The sequence below is a fragment of the Rhizobium leucaenae USDA 9039 genome, assembly GCF_000426285.1.
GTDB classification, from domain to species: Bacteria; Pseudomonadota; Alphaproteobacteria; order Rhizobiales; family Rhizobiaceae; genus Rhizobium; species Rhizobium leucaenae.
This window is the reverse complement of record NZ_AUFB01000015.1, coordinates 46,451-68,075: the sequence shown is the minus strand read 5'-3', so window position 1 is coordinate 68,075 and position 21,625 is coordinate 46,451. Positions and strand designations below refer to the sequence as shown.

Here is a 21,625-nt window from a genome sequence, read left to right as displayed (position 1 = left end):
CTCATATCAGCGGCTGAGCGCGGCAGCGATGTCGGCTCCCACCAATTCGGCGACTTCGCGTGCCGCGCGGTCTTCCGAGTCGCGAATGGCCCGCGCCTTGGCGAATTCCTGGGTCGGAAAATCCACCAGCGAGGTGACAGAGCGGCTGCCGGATTTCAAAACCTTGCCATCGCTGGCATCCTTCAGCGTGAAGGATGCCGTCACCGTGGTACGGCCGGCGGCTGACGTATCGGAGGACGGAAGGTAGAGAACGCCGCCGGTACCGGAGCTGACGCTCAGGTCGACCGTATATTTCGGAGTCTTGGTCTCGCCGGCGCCGCGGCCGGCGATGAAGATCAATTGATTGCGGACCTGCTGGCCGACGCGCGTGCCGGCGTCGGAAAAAGCGACGTCAGCGAGCTTTTGGGTCACGCCGGTGCTTTCCGCATAAAGCGGCCGGACCTGGCAGGAGGCCAAAAGACCGGCAACAGCAACCAGAGACGCAACGCCTGCAGCGCGAGCGAGCTTGAAAAAATTATCAGACGACAATGTTCACGATCCTCTGTGGAACGACGATGATCTTCTTTGGCGCCTGACCATTCAATGCGCTTCCGACGGCATCCAGGGCGAGTACAGCCTCTTGCACGGCATTCTGATCTGCATCGCGCGCAATTGTCAATTCGGCGCGCTTCTTGCCGTTGATCTGCACCGGATAGACAATGTCATTCTCGATGACGAGCACTTCGTCACAGCTCGGCCAGGCGCTCGTAGCGACCAGATGCGTGTTGCCGAGCGCTGCCGAACATTCCTCGGCCAGATGCGGCGTGATCGGCGCGACCAGGGCGATGAGGATCTCGACCGCCTCACGGACCGCGGAACGGTAGCCGGCGTCCGTGTCGCCAGCGGCAACCTTGGCAAGCGGCGCAGCCAGTGCGTTGACGAATTCGTAGATGCGCGCGACGGCCTTGTTGAAGGCGAGCTTATCGTAATCGCCCTGCACCGCCTTTAGCGTGCGGTGTGCGACCTGTGAAATCGCCAGCGCTTCACCTTCCTTGGCCGGAGCCGAATCAACGGCTTTCAAAGCCTCTGCCGCTTCCGACACCAGGCGCCACATGCGTTGCGTGAAACGATGCGCGCCTTCGACGCCTGCTTCCGACCAGATCACGTCACGATCGGGCGGCGAATCGGACAGCACGAAAAAACGGGCCGTATCAGCGCCGTAGGAGGCGATAATATCGTCGGGATCGACGACGTTCTTCTTCGACTTCGACATCTTTTCGATGGCGCCGATGGCAATCTCTTCGCCGGTCGACAGCAATGTCGCGCGCCGTTGACCGTCGGTTTCCTCGATGCGGATGTCAGCCGGCGATACCCATTCGCGCGTCAGGCCATGGCCGCGGCTATAGGTCTCATGAACCACCATGCCCTGCGTGAACAAGCCCTTGAAGGGTTCCTTCGCCTCGACATGGCCTGTCTCGCGCATGGCGCGGGTAAAGAAGCGGGAATAGAGCAGATGCAGGATCGCATGCTCGATGCCGCCGATATATTGATCGACGGGTAGCCAGCGATCGGCTGCGGCCTTGTCGGTCGGTTCGTTTTCCCATGGTGCGGTAAATCGCGTGTAATACCAGCTCGAATCGACGAAGGTATCCATGGTGTCGGTTTCGCGGCGGGCATCCTTGCCGCAATGCGGGCAGGCGACATGCCGCCATGTCGGATGGCGGTCGAGCGGGTTGCCGGGCTGATCGAAAGTGACGTCATCCGGCAGCTTGACCGGCAGATCCTGCTTCGGCACCGCCAGCACGCCGCAATCCTCGCAGTGAATCACGGGGATCGGGCAGCCCCAATAGCGCTGGCGGGAAATGCCCCAGTCGCGCAGGCGGAAATTCACCTTGCGTTCGGCCTGCGGCGCATTGCCGAGGCTTGTCGCCGACAACTTCGTCGCGACCGTCTCAAAAGCGTCTTCGATGCTCATGCCGTCGAGAAAGCGGGAGTTGATCATGACGCCGTCGCCATCATAGGCGACATCGCCAATGCTGAAGCTGGCTGCGTCACCATCCCTCGGCATGACGACGGGCACGACCGGCAGGCCATATTTGCGGGCGAAATCCAGGTCGCGCTGGTCACCGGAGGGGCAGCCGAAGATGGCGCCGGTGCCATAGTCCATCAGCACGAAATTGGCGATATAGACCGGCAGCTCCCAGGACGGGTCGAGCGGATGGCGGACGCGGATACCCGTATCCATGCCCTTCTTCTCGGCGGTCTCAAGTGCTGCAAGCGAGGTGCCGGCGCGGCGGCATTCTTCGCAGAAAGCATCGATAGCCGGATTCACTGCCGCGGCTTCCCTCGCCAGCGGGTGGTCGGCCGAAATCGCCAGGAAGGAGGCGCCGAAAAGCGTATCCGGACGAGTCGTATAGACGGTGATCTCACGGTCGGAATTCGGCGAGGTTTCCGGTACGATCTCCCAGCGGATCGTCAGGCCTTCGGAACGGCCGATCCAGTTCTTCTGCATCAGCCGTACTTTTTCCGGCCAATGGTCAAGCGTATCCAGCGCGTCCAGCAGTTCCTGGCTGAATTCGGTGATCTTGAAGAACCATTGCGTCAGTTCGCGCTGTTCGACCAACGCGCCGGAGCGCCAGCCGCGGCCGTCGATGACCTGCTCGTTGGCAAGCACGGTGTTGTCGACCGGGTCCCAATTGACCTTGGACTTCTTGCGGTAGACCAGGTCCCTCTCCATCATGTCGATGAAGAGCATCTGCTGGCGATGGTAATAATCGACATCGCAGGTAGCGAATTCGCGGCTCCAGTCCAGCGACAGGCCCATGGCCTTCAACTGAGCCTTCATCGACGCGATGTTCTGGTAGGTCCATTCCTTCGGATGCACCTTGTTGTCGCGGGCGGCGTTTTCCGCCGGCATGCCGAAGGCGTCCCAGCCCATGGGATGCAGGACGTTGTAGCCACGGGCGCGCTTGTAGCGGGCGACGACGTCGCCCATGGCGTAGTTGCGCACGTGGCCCATGTGGATGCGGCCCGACGGATAGGGGAACATCTCGAGGACGTAATATTTCTCGCGCGGATCGGCGTTGTCGGTGAGGAAGACCTTATCCTCGTTCCATTTCTGCTGCCAGCGAGGCTCGGCATCGCGCGGATTATAACGTTCGGTAGCCATCTGATCTTGTATTCCGGAAAATCATGGGGAGTTGGCCGTGACCTTCATCACGAAACCAACCAAGCGTCAAGTTTAGTGGGTGTGGCAAGTGCCTTATCTTGCAAAGCAAAGCCGGATTCCGTGGCATCGGCCCTTGGCAAAGGCCGACTGCCTCATTACTGCAAAGTGTCAGGAACAGTCGCAAATATCGAGGCGAAAAGATGGAACTTCAAGAGCGATTGAACGCGGTTCGTGCCCATATCGCGGCAGCGGAGCGTCAAGCGGGCCGGCCGGCGGGTGCTGCGCAGCTCGTCGCCGTTTCCAAGACGTTCGATGCTGAAGCAATCCGTCCTGCGATTTTGGCCGGCCAGCGGGTGTTTGGCGAAAATCGCGTGCAGGAGAGCCAGGGCAAGTGGCCTGAATTGAAGGCTGAAACACCGGGCATCGAGCTTCATCTGATCGGGCCGCTACAATCGAACAAGGCGGCTGATGCGGTGGCGTTGTTCGATGTCATCGAAACGGTCGACCGCGAAAAGATCGCCCGCTCCCTGGCCGACGAGATGAAACGTCAGGGCAAGGTGCTGAGGCTTTATGTGCAGGTGAATACCGGACTGGAGCCGCAAAAGGCCGGGATTGCGCCTGACGATACGATCGCCTTCGTCGATTTCTGCCGGAAGGAGCTTGGACTTTCCATCGAGGGTCTGATGTGCATTCCGCCAGCGGATGAGAATCCGGGGCCGCATTTCGCGCTGCTCGCCAAGCTCGCAGCCAAGGCTGGCGTTGAAAATCTCTCCATGGGCATGTCGAGCGACTATGAGATTGCCGTGGCATTCGGTGCCACCAGCGTTCGCGTTGGGTCGGCGATTTTCGGGGCGCGGTAGATCCGCTGTTAAAGCCAAAAAAGTCGGTATGCGGTTCCGCTATCGTGCCGCCGCCGTTCGTGCCCGGGATCCCAATCCAAAGCCAATCATGTTTCCTATCGTTACGCCGACGAAGGAGGCGGCCGCAATCTGTGCTATCTGTTCCCAGGAGGTGATGAAGGCATAGGCGAGAAATGCACCCGCTATGAACAGGTGTAGCCCGAAGAAGAACAGCATGGCCAATAGATAAACTGACAATGTGAAAATGATGCCGGTGACGGTAACCTTGTCGATTCGACAAGCGAGCTGATGACGATACCAGCTATAACAAAGATAGCCGGCAGTATGATGTGCTCGAATACGGCGAATTTTCCAAAACGCCCTTGCAGGACCCTCCGTCTTGTCAGCAATGCGGCCACCATGGCGGTCAGCAAACCGGACGCGTAGTTGTAGTATCCGATGGCCAAGATCGACATTGCAGGTTCATCTCGCGTGATTGTGCAGCGAGAGCATATACAATGCCTCATAGGTTGTCCTCGCTGCATAAGGACGCAGCAAGATGGATCAGAAGCATTGCCATAGTCCGATATGAAAAACCCCGGCTCTCACCGGGGCTTCGAATCATAGGATCGATCGTCTCTTAGTAGCGGTCGTCGTCGTCATCGTCCGGCGTGGTGGACTTCAGCGACTTCAGCTTGGCGAAGACGGCGTCGGCGTCGATTTCCTTTTCCTTCTCGTCGTCGCGGTCATAGCTGAAGCCGAGCTTCTCGGTTTCCTGGGCCGGCTGCAGCGTTGCGCCGAGTTCGGCGGCGGTCGGCAGCGGACGGCCCTTGGAGGCCTTTTCGACTTCCATGTCGAGGTCGATCTGGCTGCAGAGGCCGAGGGTCACCGGATCCATCGGCGTGAGGTTCGTCGAGTTCCAGTGCGTACGGTCGCGAATCTGTTCGATGGTGGACTTGGTGGTGCCGACGAGTCGGGAAATCTGTGCGTCCTTCAGTTCCGGATGATTGCGCACCAGCCAGAGAATGGCGTTCGGACGATCCTGGCGCTTGGAAACCGGCGTATAGCGCGGGCCGCGGCGCTTGGATTCCGGCACGCGAACCTTCGGTTCGGAAATCTTCAGCTTGTGGTTCGGATTGGCTTCGGCGCGGGCGATTTCGTCGCGGGAGAGCTGGCCGGTGGCAATCGGGTCGAGGCCCTTGATGCCCTGGGCGGCTTCGCCATCGGCAATGGCCTTGACTTCGAGCGGATGCAGCTTGCAGAACTGTGCAATCTGGTCGAACGACAAGGCCGTATTGTCGACAAGCCAGATGGCTGTTGCCTTCGGCATGAGCAATTGTTGAGCCATGGATATAGTCCTTCTGTCAGTCCGCGCCGGTGTCGCGGTCCGGGGTGTAACACCACATTGTCCGGGAAATATGGCCCTATATAACCGCAGCGTTGCGGAATTGCAATTCTTTGCCGATGAAATGCGCTTTGTCTAATTGCTGTCGTAACTTGAGCTGCTATTGATTGCTTGGAATGAGCACCCGTGATCTCGACGGAGGGTGCCAAGGTTGAGGAGGAAATCATGTCGGAAAAGATTCATCCGGTCACAAAGCCGGTTAAAGCACACGCTTTGATCGATGCGGCGAAATATCAGAAATGGTACAAGCAGAGCGTCGAGGATCCCGACAAGTTCTGGGGCAAACATGGCCAGCGGATCGACTGGTTCAAGCCTTATACCAAGGTCAAGAACACGTCTTTCACCGGCAAAGTCTCGATCAAATGGTTCGAAGACGGGCTGACCAACGTCTCTTACAATTGCATCGACCGTCATCTGAAGAAGCACGGCGACAATGTCGCCTTCATCTGGGAAGGCGACAATCCCTATATCGACAAGAAGATCACCTATAACGAGCTCTACGAGCATGTCTGCCGGCTTGCAAATGTCTTGAAGAAGCACGGCGTCAAAAAGGGCGATCGCGTCACCATCTACATGCCGATGATCCCCGAGGCGGCCTATGCGATGCTCGCCTGCGCCCGCATCGGCGCGGTGCATTCCGTGGTCTTTGGCGGTTTCTCGCCGGAAGCGCTGGCCGGCCGCATCATCGATTGCCAGTCGACCTTCGTCATCACCTGCGACGAGGGCCTGCGCGGCGGCAAGCCGGTTGCGCTCAAGGACAATACCGACACCGCGATCCACATTGCGGCAAAGCAGTATGTCAATGTCGAGAAGGTTCTGGTCGTGCGCCGCACCGGTGGCAAGACAGGCTGGGCGCCTGGCCGCGACCTCTGGTACCACGAGGAAACTGCCAAGGTAAAGGCGGATTGCCCGCCGGTGAAGATGAAGGCGGAGGATCCGCTGTTCATCCTCTACACCTCCGGCTCGACCGGCAAGCCGAAGGGCGTGCTGCATACGACGGGCGGCTATCTCGTCTATGCGGCGATGACGCATGAATATACGTTCGATTATCATCCCGGCGATATTTATTGGTGCACGGCCGACGTCGGCTGGGTGACCGGCCATTCCTATATCGTCTACGGCCCGCTGGCGAACGGCGCCACCTCGCTGATGTTCGAGGGCGTGCCGAATTTCCCGGATCAGGGCCGCTTCTGGGAGGTCATCGACAAGCACAAGGTCAATATCTTCTATACGGCGCCGACGGCGATCCGCTCGCTGATGGGTGCCGGCGATCACTTCGTCAAGCGCTCGTCTCGCTCCAGCCTGCGACTGCTCGGCACGGTCGGCGAACCGATCAATCCGGAAGCCTGGGAATGGTACTATAATGTCGTCGGCGACGGCCGATGCCCGATCGTCGATACCTGGTGGCAGACGGAAACCGGGGGCCACATGATTACGCCATTGCCGGGCGCCACGGATCTGAAGCCGGGTTCGGCAACCCTGCCCTTCTTCGGCGTCCAGCCGCAATTGGTGGACAATGAAGGCAATCTGCTGGAAGGGGCGGCCGACGGCAATCTGGTCATCGCCGATAGTTGGCCCGGCCAGATGCGCACGGTCTATGGCGATCACGAACGCTTCATCCAGACATACTTCTCGACCTATAAAGGCAAGTATTTCACCGGCGACGGCTGCCGACGCGATGAGGACGGCTACTATTGGATCACCGGCCGCGTCGATGACGTGCTGAACGTTTCCGGACACCGCCTGGGTACGGCCGAAGTGGAATCGGCGCTCGTTTCGCACCACCATGTCTCTGAAGCCGCGGTTGTCGGCTATCCGCATTCCATCAAGGGTCAGGGCATCTATTGCTACGTCACGCTGATGGCTGGCCATGAAGGGTCGGATGCATTGCGGCAGGAACTGGTGAAACACGTTCGCGCCGAGATCGGCCCGATCGCCTCGCCCGACAAGATCCAGTTCGCCCCCGGCCTGCCGAAAACCCGCTCCGGCAAGATCATGCGCCGCATCCTGCGCAAGATCGCCGAAGATGATTTCGGCGCGCTCGGCGATACGTCGACACTGGCCGATCCGGCTGTTGTCGATGATCTGATCGCCAATCGGCAGAACAAGGCGGATGCGGCTTGATCACGATTATCTCGCCCTCAGGGCGAGATAGCGATTTCTTAGGACTAGGCGAGCGCTATCCCTCGCCTAGTCCTCGCTTCGTCTGGAAGGATTGAAAAAAGCGACTGCTGTGCGGGCGACCCTATCGTGTACCGTCTTTCGCTCAAGGCCGGCGGCATCTCGGAAGATTTCCGGCTCCGCTTTCATGCCTTGAGGCGTGGGTTCCGGCAAAAAGGTGTAATGGCCCACTCCCCCTTCCATAATATCCATCGAACTCGACCGCATTTTATTGTGGAGCCAAGAACAGCATTCGGCGGCGGGCGCGATTATGTCCGCGTCGCCTCCGATGATGTGAACGGGTATCTTTATCTCCTGAAGGCTTTCCTCGGCAAAGCCCAGGACCGAACGACCCGGCGCAATCGCCAAGGCAGCTTCGAATCTATCATCCTGGAAGCTGTTCCTTCGCCGGCTCCATGATTCCAGAAAAATTCTGTTCTGAAGCAGTGAAGGAATATGGTCGGCCAGATCAGGAAATTCTCTCGGACCTCGTACGGGGCTCTTCCGGGGATTATCCGGCTCGAACTGCGAATAGGCTATACGCGCACCTGAGACCAGCATGGCGGTATGGGCGCCGGCGGAGAAGCCGGCAACATAGGCACGGTTCTCGAATGTCCCTCCTAAAGCCTCTTTCCAATCGCTGGCGTCGAGCAAGGCGCTGAGGTCGCTTGCTCGCTCCCAAAGACACAGGAAACCTTCTGGTCTATAGGGCTCGCTGCCCGTATGACCGTGATGGTTGACGCCCAGAGCCACAAAGCCCAATTGCGCCAAATAATGGCCGAGCCATTCCAATCCGGCAACGACACCACCCGAGCCATGAGACAAGAGCACCACAGTTTGCGGATCAGGGGATGGTTTGATCGCCGCGTCAAGCGCAGTGGCCTGGTGTTTAAACCACGAAGGCGCGGAAGAGGGAATCTCAATTGCCCCATCGACGGCGGGATACCAGGCGGACCAAGCGAGCGGGCGGGGACCGTTGCCATTCCAGTTCGTGCGGTTCGCATCGAAAAATAGACCCTGACGGAAGCCTACGGGCATTGATTTCCTTTGCGGCGGCACCTGATTATTGGCGTGAAGACGGCCCTGCCGAACGGCTCTTAAAGCCCGCTTTCAAAAATCGATCGCGCGCCCGTTGATTTCCCAGTCGCCGAATCGCGAAGGCTCGGCGCCGCCGCGGCCGCCGGTTTCAGGGGGAAGATCGGGTTGCGCTTGGGCTTTGCGGCGCTCCTCGGCTTCCGCGAGCGCTCGTTGGGCGGCTGGCGAGAGCGGTTTGCGAGGCGCCGTGTGGGCGTCGACGTCGTTTTTATTATCGTTATCTGCAGTCTGCATGGCGTGATGCGGCCTGGAAATGTTGAAATAGGCATGTGAATAGCCAAATCATAGTGCGTCCGGCCACAAAGAGAAAGGTTCGGACTGACGATGTGATGGAGACATCAAATGAACCTTATGCGCACAGCCATGCTGCTTGCCTTCATGACTGCCCTGTTCATGGGCGTCGGCTATTTGATCGGCGGCCAAGCCGGCATGATGATCGCGCTTGTCGCCGCTGCGGGCATGAATTTCTTTTCCTACTGGAATTCCGATCGTATGGTGCTCTCCACCTATAACGCCCAGGAGGTGGACGAGCGCAGCGCACCGGAATTCTATCGCATCATCCGCGACCTTGCGCGTACTGCAGGCCTGCCGATGCCGAAGGTCTATCTCTATGACAGCCCGCAACCGAACGCCTTTGCCACCGGCCGCAACCCTGAAAATGCCGCTGTGGCCGCCTCGACCGGCCTGCTCAACGCCCTGACACCGGAGGAAGTCGCCGGCGTCATGGCGCATGAGCTGGCGCATGTGCAGAACCGGGATACGCTGACGATGACGATCACGGCGACGCTGGCCGGCGCCATTTCGATGCTCGGCAATTTCGCCTTCTTCTTCGGCGGGCGCCGCGACAACAACAATCCCCTTGGCGTGATCGGCGTGCTGGTGGCGATGATCGTTGCGCCGCTGGCCGCCATGCTGGTGCAAATGGCAATCAGCCGCACGCGCGAATATTCGGCCGACCGCCGCGGTGCGGAAATCTGCGGCAATCCTCTTTGGCTCGCCTCGGCGCTCGGCAAGATCGCCCGTGGAGCGGAGCATATCCCCAATGAAGAGGCCGAGGGCCATCCGGCGACGGCGCATATGTTCATCATCAATCCGCTCTCCGGTGCACGCATGGACAATCTGTTCTCCACGCATCCGGACACGGAAAACCGTATCGCCGCGCTCCACGAGATGGCCCGCTACGGCGGTGGCGGCGGGCCTGCCGCCGGCATGCCCTCCGGCTTTGGCTCGACGGGACCGATCCTGACTGCTAATCCGGTGCGCAAATCGCGCTCCGTACCAAATACGGGCCGCGGTGGTTCGCAACCGCCGAAGGGACCCTGGTCTTGAATTCCAACAATAAGAAGCCTTTCAACAAAGACAGAAGACCATCCGGCAATCGCCCGCCACGTGATTCGGCTCCCGTCAAGCCGGGATTTGCGGCGCGCGCCGCCGCGACGAAGATTCTCGCGGCGGTGATCGACCGCAGGACGCCGCTTGATGGCATGCTGGATGCCGAAGGCGGCAATCCCGCCTATAGAGCGCTTGGCGAGAGCGATCGGGCGCTGGTGCGTGCCATTCTGAATTCGGCACTACGGCATTTGCCGCGTATCGAGGCGGCGATCGCTTCGCTGCTGGATTCGCCACTGCCGGAAGGCGCGCGTGCCCTGCACCATGTATTGGTGGTCGGGGCTGCACAGATGCTCTATCTCGACGTGCCGGATCATTCCGCTGTCGATATCGCCGTCGAGCAGGCCAACCAGGATCCGCGCAATCGCCGCTTTGCCAAGCTGGTCAACGCCATTCTCAGGCGAATCGGGCGAGAAAAGCAGGAGATCCTAAGCCGGGTTTCCGATGTGCCCGCCATGCCGGCCTGGTTCCTGGCGCGTCTCGAAGCTGCCTATGGCGCTGATGCGGCGTCGAGGATTTCGGACACGCAACTGGAGCCGGCAGCGATCGACGTCACGGTGAAATCCGATGCCGAAGGCTGGGCGAAACACTTGAACGGCGTCGTTTTGCCGACGGGCGGCGTGCGGCTTGCCGCCTTCGAAGGCTCCATTCCTTCGCTCGATGGATTTTCGGACGGCGAATGGTGGGTTCAGGATGCTGCCGCCAGTATTCCGGCAAAACTGTTCGGTTCGGTCGCCGGCCGCGCCGTGGTGGATCTCTGCGCGGCGCCGGGCGGCAAGACTGCGCAGCTCATCCTCGCTGGCGGCAAGGTGACCGCGCTCGACCAATCCGCCAATCGCCTCAAGCGGCTTTCCGCCAATCTGGCACGGCTTGGGCTGGAGGCGGAAACCATCGTCGCCGACATGGCCAAGTTTCAGCCCGACGACCTCTTCGATGCGGCTCTTCTCGATGCTCCCTGCTCGTCGACGGGTACGACGCGCCGTCATCCCGATGTGCTTTGGACCAAGGGGCCCGAAGATATCGCCAAGCTTGCCGGCCTGCAGGAGCGCCTGCTTCGTCATGCTTTGACCCTGGTCAAGCCCGGCGGGTTGGTGGTCTTCTCCAACTGTTCGCTCGATCCCGAAGAGGGCGAGGATCTCGTCGCCCGCGTTCTGGCCGAGACGGACATGGCCGAGCGCGTGCCGATCAAACCCGAGGATTGGCCTGGTCTCGAACCCGCGATCTCGCCTCTCGGCGCTTTCCGCACCACACCCGACATGTTGCCGCTTGGCGACGGCTTTGCTTCCGGACTGGACGGGTTTTTCGCCGTGGTGCTTCGCCGCTCGCGATAGCGCCGAGGCTAAAGCGCATCGCGATCGCTAGGATTCGCTTCTTGCGCTTTAGGCTTTTGATTTTGCGCATGTCGTTATCGCAAAACCGCTGCACACTTTTGCGCGGCATGCTTTGGAGCGCTTACGCTCGAACTGACCAAAAGGACGGTACAATGTCCTTATTTGGCATATTCCTAACCTCTTCTTAACCACAGAGATAGAGAGTAAGCATAAGCAAATATGCAGTTTTCCGGCAGGGTTCGGTGAGTTTACACATGCGGGAAGCATGGCGGCGAATGTCGCGCCGCGCGGCGTTGACGCGATTGCGTCTCACCCGCCACACGATGCGTGTGCCGGAACGGTTGATCGTGGCTCCGACGGACCTGCGCAGCATCGATCCGTTTTTCGTCGAAGAGCTTTTGAACGGCCGCATCCTGTTGGCCGGCCGGGTGCTGGAAACCGAGGGGAAATCTCCCTTCGCTTTGGAGCTGCCGTCGCAGGCCTTCGCCGCCCGCCTGCATAGCTTCCGTTGGCTGCGGCATTTGCGAGCGGAAAAAAGCGAGCAGGCCTCCGCCTTGGCGCGCTCCATCCTCAACGACTGGATGGCTGTTCACGGTCGTCGGCTGCAGGGCATATCCTGGGGACCCGATATCGCCGCCCAGCGGCTGATTGCCTGGCTGTCGCATTCGCCCGTCGTCCTGCAAGGCACGGATGGCGGCTTTTATCGCCGTTTCATGCGCATGCTGGTCTTCCATGTCCGCTATCTCCGCCGCGTGGCGGCAACGACGCGGGATGGCGAGACGCGGTTCCGGGTGCGGATCGCGCTCGCCATGTCCTCGGTCGCCATGCCCAACGGCGCCTCGACGCTGAAGCGTGCCGGCCAGGCGCTCGACCGCGAAATTGACCGGCAGATTCTTCCCGATGGCGGACATATCTCCCGAAATCCGCGCGTGGCGCTGGAGCTGCTGCTCGATTTGTTGCCGCTTCGCCAGACCTACGTCAATTTGGGTCATGACGCGCCGGCGCGGCTGATCCCCGGCATCGACCGCATGTATCCTGCCCTGCGCTTCTTCCGGCATCAGGATGGCGACTTGGCGCTGTTCAATGGTGCGACGTCGACGCTTGCCAATGAGTTGATGTCCGTGCTGCGTTACGACGAAACCGCCGGCCAGGTGTTCAAGGCGCTGCCGCATACCAAATACCACCGGCTGGCCGCCGGACAGGCCGTGGTCATCATCGATACCGGGGCGCCGGTTTCCGCGGATCTTAGCCGCACGGCGCATGCGGGCTGTCTGTCCTTCGAAATGTCTTCCGGCAAATCCCGCTTCATCGTCAATTCCGGCTCGCCGAATTTTGCTGGTGACCGCTACGTTCAGGCGGCGCGCGCCACCGCGGCGCACTCGACCGTGACGCTCGACGATACGTCGTCGAGCTTGTTTTCCAAGTCCAAATCGCTCGGGCCCGTGATGGTCAGCGGCGTGAAGAAGGTGATCGTCGAGCGCGCCGAGACGGAAGATGGCCGTGATTATGTCCGGGCCGTGCATGACGGTTATCTCTCGACCTTCGGCTATGCCCATGAGCGCGAGCTGAGCCTGAACGCCAGCGGCACCATTCTTGCCGGCCGCGACCGCTTTTTCGTACCCGAGGGTAAGAAATCGCTGCTGAAGAGCGATGCCCTCGCCTCTGCCCGCTTTCATGTTCATCCTTCCGTCAGCCTGCTGCAGACCGAGACCGACGCGGCGCTGTTGATTGCGCCTGACGGCGAGACCTGGGTATTCTCCTCGCCGGGCAACGAGGTGCTGGTGGCTGAGGATATCTTTTTTGCCGACGCTTCCGGCATGCGCTCCTCCGACCAGCTCGAGATCGTTTTCCCGATCGCCGAAAAGCCGGAAATCCGCTGGTTTTTATCCCATCGGCCATAGGCTAAGTGCTTAAGCTGTGTTAACGGGGCGGGCATATTGTCCCGCGCCGTTCTTGCCGGACATCTCCTCACGCTAGACTGGAGAAAGCCATGGCCGTCGTTTCCAAAAAAATCCCAGCCCCCGACAAAGTGAAGGTAAAGACCGCGCTTCTGTCCGTCTCGGACAAGACCGGTATCGTCGAGCTTGCCCGGGCACTCAGCGAAAAGGGCGTGCGCCTGCTGTCGACCGGCGGCACGCACAAGACCATCGCGGCTGCCGGCCTTGCCGTGACCGACGTGTCGGAAGTGACGAATTTTCCGGAGATCATGGACGGCCGCGTCAAGACGCTGCATCCGAAGGTGCATGGCGGTCTGCTCGCCATTCGCGATGATGCCGAGCACCAGGCGGCAATGAAGGAACACGGGATCGAAGGCATCGACCTCGCCGTCATCAACCTCTATCCCTTCGAAGATGTCCGCAAGGCCGGCGGCGATTATCCGACGACCGTCGAGAATATCGACATCGGCGGCCCGGCAATGATCCGCGCATCGGCGAAGAACCACGCCTATGTGACGATCCTCACCGATCCGGCCGATTATCCGGAGCTGCTGGAGCAGCTTTCGGCCGATGCCGGCCAGACGGCCTACGCCTTCCGTCAGCGCATGGCCGCCAAGGCTTTCGCCCGCACCGCTGCCTATGACGCGATGATCTCCAACTGGTTTGCCGAAGCTCTCGATATCGCCACGCCGCGTCACCGTGTCCTCGGTGGTGTATTGCGCGAGGAGATGCGTTACGGCGAAAACCCGCATCAGAAGGCGGCATTCTACGTCACCGGCGAGGACCGCCCGGGCGTTTCCACCGCGACACTCATCCAGGGCAAACAGCTTTCCTACAACAACATCAACGACACCGATGCGGCCTATGAACTCGTCGCCGAGTTCCTGCCGGAAAACGGTCCGGCCTGCGCGATCATCAAGCATGCCAACCCCTGCGGCGTTGCCACCGGTCCGAGCCTCGTCGAGGCCTACAAGCGGGCACTTGCCTGCGATTCCGTCTCGGCCTTCGGCGGCATTATCGCCCTGAACAGCCTGCTCGATGCGGAAACGGCAGAGGAGATCGTCAAGCTCTTCACCGAGGTCATCATCGCGCCAGAGGTCAGCGAGGAAGCCAAGGCAATCATCGCCCGCAAGCCGAATCTCCGCCTGCTTTCGGTCGGCGCCCTGCCCGATCCGCGGGCATCCGGCCTGACGGCCAAGACCGTCTCCGGCGGTTTGCTCGTCCAGAACCGCGACAATGCGCTGGTCGAAGATATGGAGCTTAAGGTCGTCACCAAGCGGGCGCCGACGGCACAGGAGCTGGAAGACATGAAGTTTGCCTTCCGTGTCGCCAAGCATGTGAAATCGAATGCCGTTGTTTATGCCAAGGATGGTCAGACAGCGGGTATCGGCGCCGGCCAGATGAGCCGCGTCGATTCGGCCCGTATCGCCGCCCTCAAGGCCGAGGAAGCCGCCAAGGCCATGGGGCTTGCCGAACCGCTGACGCGCGGCTCTGCTGTCGCTTCCGAAGCCTTCCTACCATTTGCTGACGGTCTGCTGTCGGCGATTGCTGCAGGTGCGACGGCCGTCATTCAGCCAGGCGGTTCGATGCGGGACCAGGAAGTCATCGATGCCGCCGACGAGCACGGTGTTGCGATGGTCTTCACGGGCGTACGTCATTTCCGTCATTGATGACTTTACCCTCGCCCCGTCGGGGAGAGGGTCGCGCGGAGCGCGGGGTGATGAGGGGGCGTTACCGGGCAGTTATATATTGTTCGCAACGACATAGACTGGCTCCGAATATGCCGCGAGACCCCCTCATCCGCCCTTCGGGTACCTTCTCCCCGCCGGGGAGAAGGGGAGGAGCATATCCCTACTTGGATAGAGAGATATCCCTACTTCGCCTTGTCGGCTGGATAGGGTGTCGGAAGCAAGAGCAGCAGCCCGCCGGCGAGGAAGATGATCAGCGTCGCCATGCCGAGGCGCGTTGAGCCGCTCCAATAGGTCACCAGAGAGAAAAACAGCGTCGCCATGAAGCTGGTTGCGCGGCCGGAGAGCGCGTAGATGCCGAAATAGCGGCCCGCCTCATGAAAGCTGACGCTGCGGGCAAGATAGGAGCGCGATGAGGCCTGCACGGGGCCGAAGGCGATGCCGATCAATAGGCCGTAGCCGATATAGGCTTTTTCCGCTGCGGTGCCGAACAGACCGCCGGAGCTGACCGTCGAGAGCGGCACGATGCCAAAGAGCGTGAAGCCCGGGCCTGTCGAGATGATGCCGAGGGTTGCGATGAGCAATAATGTCAGGCTGATGAGGACGGTCGTTTTCGAGCCCAGCCATCGGTCGACATAGCTAGCGGCAAAGCAGCCAAAAATCGCGATGACATTGAGGATGATGCCGTAGATGCCGATCTCGATTGTTGTCCAATGGAACATGCCGGCAGCAAAGGCGCCGCCGAGAAACAGCAGGCCGTTGACGCCATCCTGATAGATCATGCGGGCAATGAGGAAGAGGCTGATGCCGCGCCGGCGCTTCAATTCACCCAAGGTCGTCGAGAGCTCGCGCAGCCCCGAACGCACTGCTGCGTAAAGCGGCAGGCCGCGCGGGGCGTCTGGTGTGAATAAAAACATCGGCAGGATAAAGATGAAATACCACACAGCAGAGATTGGCCCGGTGATGCGCGCATCCTCGCCGAGCCTCGCGTCGAGACCGAAGAGCGGTCTCAGGCCGAAAATAGTCTTGCCGGTTTGCGGATCGCCGGCCAGCAGTGCCACGACGGTGATCAATACGATCATGCCGCCGAGATAGCCCAGCCCCCAGGCAGCGTTTGACAGCTTGCCGACATCGTCCTTTCCGACCAGCCGCGGCATCATGGAATCGTTGAAAACGATTGAGAACTCGGCCGCGATCGAGGCGAGTATCATGAAGATGACGGGATAGATCACCGGCGAGCCGGGTGCGGCTCCCCAAAGGCAGAGGAGGCTTACGATCTTGATGACGGCGAAGAAGGCAATCCAGGGCTTGCGAGCGCCGGATTGATCGGCAATCGAGCCGAGTACCGGTGACAACACGGCGATGATCACCGAAGAGATCGTTCCCATGTTGGCCCAATCTATCTGCGCAGAGTCGGGATCCGCAGTCAGCCGCGCGACGAAATAGGGGCCGAAGATGAAGGTGGTGACGACGGTGAAGAACGGCTGTGCCGCCCAGTCGAAGAACATCCACCCCCAGATGCCCCGCGCCGGCACTTTTGCAGGCGCGTCGTCCCTTATGTCTGTGGCCACCAAATTCCTGCCCCTAATTCCCAGCGCGGCTAGAGGGTCAGCGTTTCTTGGAATCGCTTTCTCGCTCTATCGCTTTGTTTATATGCAAATTCCAGGAAAACCGCTTCGCAGTTTTCCTGGAATGGCTCTATCGATCGGGGCGGACTGTCTCATCTCGCCCGATCATGCGCAAGGTCGGTCAGGAGGCCGGCGGCGACGGTGATCCGGGCAAGATTCGGATCGCCGCTTTCGCTGAGGCCCGCAAGCTCTTCGGCAATGCGGTTGATGCGGATGCGGTCTTCGGCGTGCCAGGCGAGGATCGGCTGCTTGTCCTTGGGATGATTGCTGAGCGCCGAGATGACGATGTCGCGGCGGGCGCCGGCGATCTGATCGAGGCTGCGGGCCAGCGCCAGGCTTTCATAGTGATCGCCGGTGATGATCCGGCTGCCGGCGAGCAGCAGGCGGCCGACGCGGAAGGTCTGCGACACCGTGAAATAGCTTTCTGCGGCGCGGTTGAGCGTATCGCCCGTGCGCTCGGCGATCTGCATGATCTCCGGCACGAGGACGAGCGCGTAGATCGTTGCGATCTCGGAAGCGAGCTTTTCCGGAAGGTCGGCGGTCTGATAATCCGCCTGCCGGGCCGCGATCTCGGCTGCGAAATCTGCCGGGATTTGGGCGACGAAGACCGGCCGTAGTCTCTTGAGTGCTGCCTGAAGCCGGCTAACGGTTTCCTCGATATCGCCTTTGGCCGCTCCGGTTTTCAGCAACAAGCGGGTCAGCACCGTATAGACTTCGGTGATTTCGCCATAGACGCGGTTCTGCGTCTGGCCGGAAACTTTCCCATCCAGCGCATCCGTCTCGTTCCACAACCTGTCGAGATCGAAGCCGTCGCGGGCGAGCACGGCAGCCTTGACCACCTCGGCGGCAGATGCGGCCGTTGCATCCATCATGCTGACGGCAAAGCCCGGTCCGCCGCGGTTGATCGCTTCGTTTGCCAATGCCGTCGCGATGATTTCGCGGCGCAGACGATGGCCGGCGATATCGGCGGCGTGCGAGCGCTGCATCTTCGCCGGGAAATATCGGCTGAGCGTCGCGGCAAAATAAGGGTCGTCCGGCAGATCGCTCGCCGCTAGGGCATCGAACAGGACGATCTTGGCATAGGAGAGCAGGACACCGATCTCGGCGCGGCTGAGCGGCCGGCCATTCGCATAGCGCTCAGCAAAGGTCTGGTCGTCCGGCAGCGTCTCGACCTTGCGGTTGAGCTGCTTTGCGCCTTCGAGAACGCTCATGAAGCGGCTGAGCTCCAGACCGTTGCCGGTGCCCTTGCGTTCCGTCAGCGAGATCGCCAGCGACTGCAGATAGTTGTTGCGTAGCACCAGCGCCGCCACTTCGTCGGTCATGGAGGCCAGCAGCGTATCGCGTTTGGCGCGGCTCAGACGGCCATCAAACATGGCGGAGGCCAGCGCAATCTTGATATTGACCTCGACGTCCGAGGTGTTGACGCCAGCGGAATTGTCGATCGCGTCGGAATTGCAGCGTCCGCCCTGGAGGCCGTAGGCGATGCGCCCCTTCTGGGTAACGCCGAGATTGGCGCCCTCGCCGATCACCCTGGCGCGAACCTCTTCCGCGGTAATGCGGATCGGATCGTTGGCGCGATCGCCGACTTCCGAATCCGTTTCGGCCGGCGCCTTCACATAGGTGCCGATACCGCCGAACCAAAGCAGGTCCACCGGGCTCTTCAGGATCGCCGTCATGATCTCGAAGGGTGTCGCCACCGTCTTGTCGATGCCGATCGCGGCAGCGGCCTCATGCGTCAGCGTCGCCGATTTTGCCGAACGCGAGATGATCATCGCGCCCTTCGATAGGACGCTCTTGTCGAAATCCTGCCAGCTCGAGCGGGCGAGATTGAAGAGCCGCTGCCGCTCTGCGAGCGTCTTTTTCATATCCGGATCGGGATCGATGAAGATGTCGCGATGATCGAAGGCGGCAAGCAGGCGGATTTTCGGTGACAGCAGCATGCCGTTGCCGAAGACGTCGCCGGACATGTCGCCGACGCCGGCGACGGTGAAGGGCGTCCTTTGGATATCGATATCCATCTCACGGAAATGCCGCTTGACGGTCTCCCAGGCGCCGCGCGCGGTGATGCCCATCTTCTTGTGGTCGTAGCCGGCCGAGCCGCCCGAGGCAAAGGCGTCGTCGAGCCAGAAACCGGCTTCCTGCGCCAGGGCATTGGCAGTGTCGGAAAAAGTAGCCGTCCCCTTGTCGGCGGCGACGACGAAATAGGGGTCGTCTCCGTCCGGACGCACCGTATCCGGCGGCGGGACGATGTCGTTGCCCGAGATATTGTCGGTTATCGACAGCAGGGTGCGGATATAGGTTTTGTAAGCCTCGCGGCCGGCGTTGAAGATTTCGTCGCGGCTGCCGCCGACCGGAAGCTTCTTCGGATAAAAGCCGCCCTTGGCGCCGACGGGCACGATAACGGCATTCTTGACCTGCTGCGCCTTCACGAGACCCAGAACCTCGGTGCGGTAGTCTTCGGCGCGATCCGACCAGCGCAGGCCGCCGCGCGCGACCTTGCCGAAGCGCAGGTGCACGCCTTCCACCTCGACGCCATAGACGAAGATTTCGCGGAAAGGCCGCGGTTCCGGCAGGCCGTCCAAGAGTTTCGGATCGAGCTTGAAGGCAAGCATGGCCTTTGGCGTGCCGTCCGGGTTTTTCTGGAAATAGTTGGTGCGCAGCGTCGCGTCGACGGCGTTGACGTAGCGGCGGAGAATGCGGTCGTCGTCGAGACTTGGAACGTCGGCAAGTTCCGTCTCGATCGTCGCATGCAATTCGCTGAGTTTCTTCGTACGGTTCTTCTCGCTGAGCCTGGGGTCGAGCGTGTCGTGGAAGAGGCGGAAGATCGCGCTTGCGATGCGCGGATATTTGTCCAGCGTCGCGGCAATATAATCCTGCGAATAGGCGATACCGGCCTGACGGAGATAACGGGCATAGGCGCGCAGGACGTTGGTTTCGCGGGCGGAAAGGCCGGCCGAGACGATCAGCCGATTGAAGCCGTCATTGTCGATGGTACCCCCGAAGGCTGCGAGGAAGGCTTCCTCCAGGGCCGCACCGTGCCGGGCGAGATCGATCGTCATGCCGCCGCGGGCTTCAAGCTCCATATCATGAAGAACGACATGGCCATTCGCGCCGTCCTTGGCGGTGACGTATATGTCGAAGGTCCGTTCGCTGAGGACGTTGAAACCTAGGTTTTCGAGCAGCGGCACGCGGCGCGACAGCGCCAGATTGCCTTCGCCGTGGAAGATCTTCAAAGAGAGGATATCGCCCGCTTCGTCCTTGCGGACGTAGAAGGCGATGCGGATCTGTCCAGCGCCGACCGTGGCGGTGATATCGGGCAAATCGGCAACGGCATCCTCCGGCGAGAACGCCTCCTGGAATGCCTGGCTGACGGAGATATGCGGCGCCTTAGGACCGGCCAGCATTTCGAAGCGATCGTCCCAGCGGGCGGTAATAGCGCGAATTGCCGCTTCCAGTTTGGCCTGCGGAATGTGTGTGGTCTTGCCGCCGCTGCGGCCGATGATGAAATGCACGCGCGCCACGCCACCTTCCGGGAAGGCCGGATAGTAGGCGGAGACACGGCCGTCATAGACGGTCTTCAGGTAATTGCCGATCTTCTCGCGGACAACGGAATCATATTCTTCGCGCGGAACGTAGACGATGATCGAGACGAAGCGGTCGAAATGGTCGATACGTGGCAGTACGCGGACGCGGGGCCGATCGGCGAGGTCGTTGATCTGCTCGGCAAAGCTTGCGAGCAGCGTCGTGTCGATCTGGAAGAGATCGTCGCGCGGATAGGATTCCAGCGTATTGTCCAGCATGCGCCCGGAATGACTGGCCGGGTCGAAGCCGAAATGATCCTTGACCTTCTGCACCTTGGAACGCAGCAGCGGCACCTCGGCGGCGGCGCTGGTATAGGCGGTGGAGGTATAGAGGCCGACGATGCGCAGTTCGCCGGTGACCTTGCCGTCCGCATCGAAACGCTTGACGCCGACATAGTCCATATAGGCACGACGATGAACGACCGACTTCACATTGGCCTTGGTGACGATCAGGAAATCCGGCCCGTCGAGGAAGGCGAGGATTTCAGGCGTGGTGGTGACGGCGTCCTTTCCTTGACGCAGGACGAGAACGTCGGGATTGGAGAGGATGCCGAGGCCAGCGCCACGGTCGCGCTCCACCTTGGCGTTGGCGCCCTTGCCGGAATAGACATATTCGCGCATGCCAAGGAAGGTGAAATTGCCGTCACGCAGCCAGGCGAGGAAGGCCAGCGCCTCATCACGGTCCGTCTTGCGGCGACCTGTGGCCTCATAGGTGGAAAGCTCGGCTATCACCGTATCAAGCCGCGTCAGCATTGGCTTCCAGTCGGAAACGGTCAGATGCGTCTGATCGAGCACGGTCTGCACGCGCTTGATCAGCTCCGCCGCCTGCGTTGCAGTCAGCGGAGACAGATGCAGTTGAATATGGCTGACGCGATCGGCGGGGTTGCTCGGATGGTCAGCGGAATAGAGCGTCGGCTGCTTGCCGTCTTCGATGACAAGGATCGGATGCACTGCCATGTAAAGGTCGCGGTAGCTGCTCGTCACCTCGCCCATGGCCGATTCGTAGAGAAACGGCATGTTATGGTCGGTTATCGACAGGATCGATACGGGCGCGCCTTCGGGGTCGATATTGGCCACCTGTTCAATGGTGACACGGGGAGAAGTGCCGCTCCAGGCCGCCAGTTCGCCCGCCGCATGCACGGCGGCAAGGGCGAGCATTTCCGGGCTGTAGCGCTCCATATCGTCATTGCTCGCCCGGCCGAACAGGATTTCAGGATCGAGATGCGCCTCGCCGGTCGCGGCGGCGATCTTACGCGCCGCTTCGATCTGTTTTTCCCGTTTCGGATTGGTCCTGGATGCCATGAAATTCCTCCCCTATTCAGAATTTTGGTGACCTTATCAGAAGGTTTATCGAAAAAACTGGCAAAATGAATGCGGATTTGATCGCTTTTCGACCGTTTTGGTTTCAAATTTTGAAGAATCTT

General features: G+C 60.6%; 13 protein-coding genes. 6 read left to right on the top strand and 7 right to left on the bottom strand.

The features are described from left to right. Positions 1 to 6 precede the first annotated feature (6 nt). Both lptE and leuS read right to left on the bottom strand, forming a co-directional pair. Positions 7 to 528, bottom strand: a complete 522-nt coding sequence (lptE, locus tag K290_RS0121540; protein ID WP_028753783.1) for an LPS assembly lipoprotein LptE — start codon at positions 526 to 528, stop codon at positions 7 to 9. After that, positions 518 to 3,148, bottom strand: coding sequence for a leucine--tRNA ligase (leuS, locus tag K290_RS0121535; protein ID WP_028753782.1), 2,631 nt, complete (start codon positions 3,146 to 3,148; stop codon positions 518 to 520). Before leuS ends, lptE begins: the two co-directional genes overlap by 11 nt. 200 nt (positions 3,149 to 3,348) lie before the next feature. On the opposite strand from leuS, the gene K290_RS0121530 reads away from it, so the two are divergent. Next, complete coding sequence (locus K290_RS0121530) at positions 3,349 to 4,008, top strand: YggS family pyridoxal phosphate-dependent enzyme (RefSeq protein ID WP_028753781.1); 660 nt, start codon at positions 3,349 to 3,351, stop codon at positions 4,006 to 4,008. A 619-nt stretch (positions 4,009 to 4,627) separates the two neighbouring features. Here K290_RS0121530 and K290_RS0121520 read toward each other — a convergent pair. Beyond that, positions 4,628 to 5,335, bottom strand: a complete 708-nt coding sequence (locus tag K290_RS0121520) for a DUF1013 domain-containing protein (protein WP_028753780.1) — start codon at positions 5,333 to 5,335, stop codon at positions 4,628 to 4,630. A gap of 222 nt (positions 5,336 to 5,557) precedes the next feature. Here K290_RS0121520 and acs point away from each other — a divergent pair, with 222 nt between their 5' ends. Further along, complete coding sequence (acs, locus tag K290_RS0121515) at positions 5,558 to 7,516, top strand: acetate--CoA ligase (protein ID WP_028753779.1); 1,959 nt, start codon at positions 5,558 to 5,560, stop codon at positions 7,514 to 7,516. A gap of 66 nt (positions 7,517 to 7,582) precedes the next feature. Here acs and K290_RS0121510 read toward each other — a convergent pair whose 3' ends face one another. Both K290_RS0121510 and K290_RS0121505 read right to left on the bottom strand, forming a co-directional pair. Next, positions 7,583 to 8,590 carry an alpha/beta hydrolase family protein gene (locus K290_RS0121510; RefSeq protein WP_028753778.1) on the bottom strand — a complete coding sequence of 336 codons (1,008 nt, stop codon included), beginning with the start codon at positions 8,588 to 8,590 and terminating at the stop codon, positions 7,583 to 7,585. 72 nt (positions 8,591 to 8,662) lie between these two features. After that, the gene (locus K290_RS0121505; protein WP_028753777.1) at positions 8,663 to 8,881 is read right to left on the bottom strand and encodes a DUF1674 domain-containing protein; all 219 of its coding nucleotides are present in this window, start codon (positions 8,879 to 8,881) and stop codon (positions 8,663 to 8,665) included. A gap of 108 nt (positions 8,882 to 8,989) precedes the next feature. On the opposite strand from K290_RS0121505, the gene htpX reads away from it, so the two are divergent. From htpX to purH, 4 genes are all read left to right on the top strand, one after another. After that, positions 8,990 to 9,976 carry a zinc metalloprotease HtpX gene (gene htpX, locus K290_RS0121500; RefSeq protein ID WP_028753776.1) on the top strand — a complete coding sequence of 329 codons (987 nt, stop codon included), beginning with the start codon at positions 8,990 to 8,992 and terminating at the stop codon, positions 9,974 to 9,976. Beyond that, positions 9,967 to 11,367 carry an RsmB/NOP family class I SAM-dependent RNA methyltransferase gene (locus tag K290_RS0121495; protein WP_028753775.1) on the top strand — a complete coding sequence of 467 codons (1,401 nt, stop codon included), beginning with the start codon at positions 9,967 to 9,969 and terminating at the stop codon, positions 11,365 to 11,367. The genes htpX and K290_RS0121495 overlap by 10 nt, the downstream gene beginning before the upstream one ends. Positions 11,368 to 11,621: 254 nt before the next feature. Beyond that, complete coding sequence (locus K290_RS0121490; protein ID WP_028753774.1) at positions 11,622 to 13,268, top strand: heparinase II/III family protein; 1,647 nt, start codon at positions 11,622 to 11,624, stop codon at positions 13,266 to 13,268. An 89-nt stretch (positions 13,269 to 13,357) separates the two neighbouring features. Further along, positions 13,358 to 14,974 (top strand): bifunctional phosphoribosylaminoimidazolecarboxamide formyltransferase/IMP cyclohydrolase, encoded by a 1,617-nt coding sequence (gene purH / locus K290_RS0121485; RefSeq protein WP_028753773.1) that lies wholly within the window; start codon positions 13,358 to 13,360, stop codon positions 14,972 to 14,974. Between the two features lie 203 nt (positions 14,975 to 15,177). Here the strand turns inward: purH and K290_RS0121480 are convergent, their stop codons facing one another. Continuing rightward, on the bottom strand, positions 15,178 to 16,566 hold the full coding sequence (locus K290_RS0121480) for an MFS transporter (RefSeq protein ID WP_051264175.1): 1,389 nt from the start codon (positions 16,564 to 16,566) through the stop codon (positions 15,178 to 15,180). A gap of 146 nt (positions 16,567 to 16,712) precedes the next feature. Then, a complete protein-coding gene (locus K290_RS0121475; RefSeq protein ID WP_028753771.1) occupies positions 16,713 to 21,503 on the bottom strand; it encodes an NAD-glutamate dehydrogenase in 4,791 nt (1,596 codons plus the stop codon). Positions 21,504 to 21,625 lie beyond the last annotated feature (122 nt).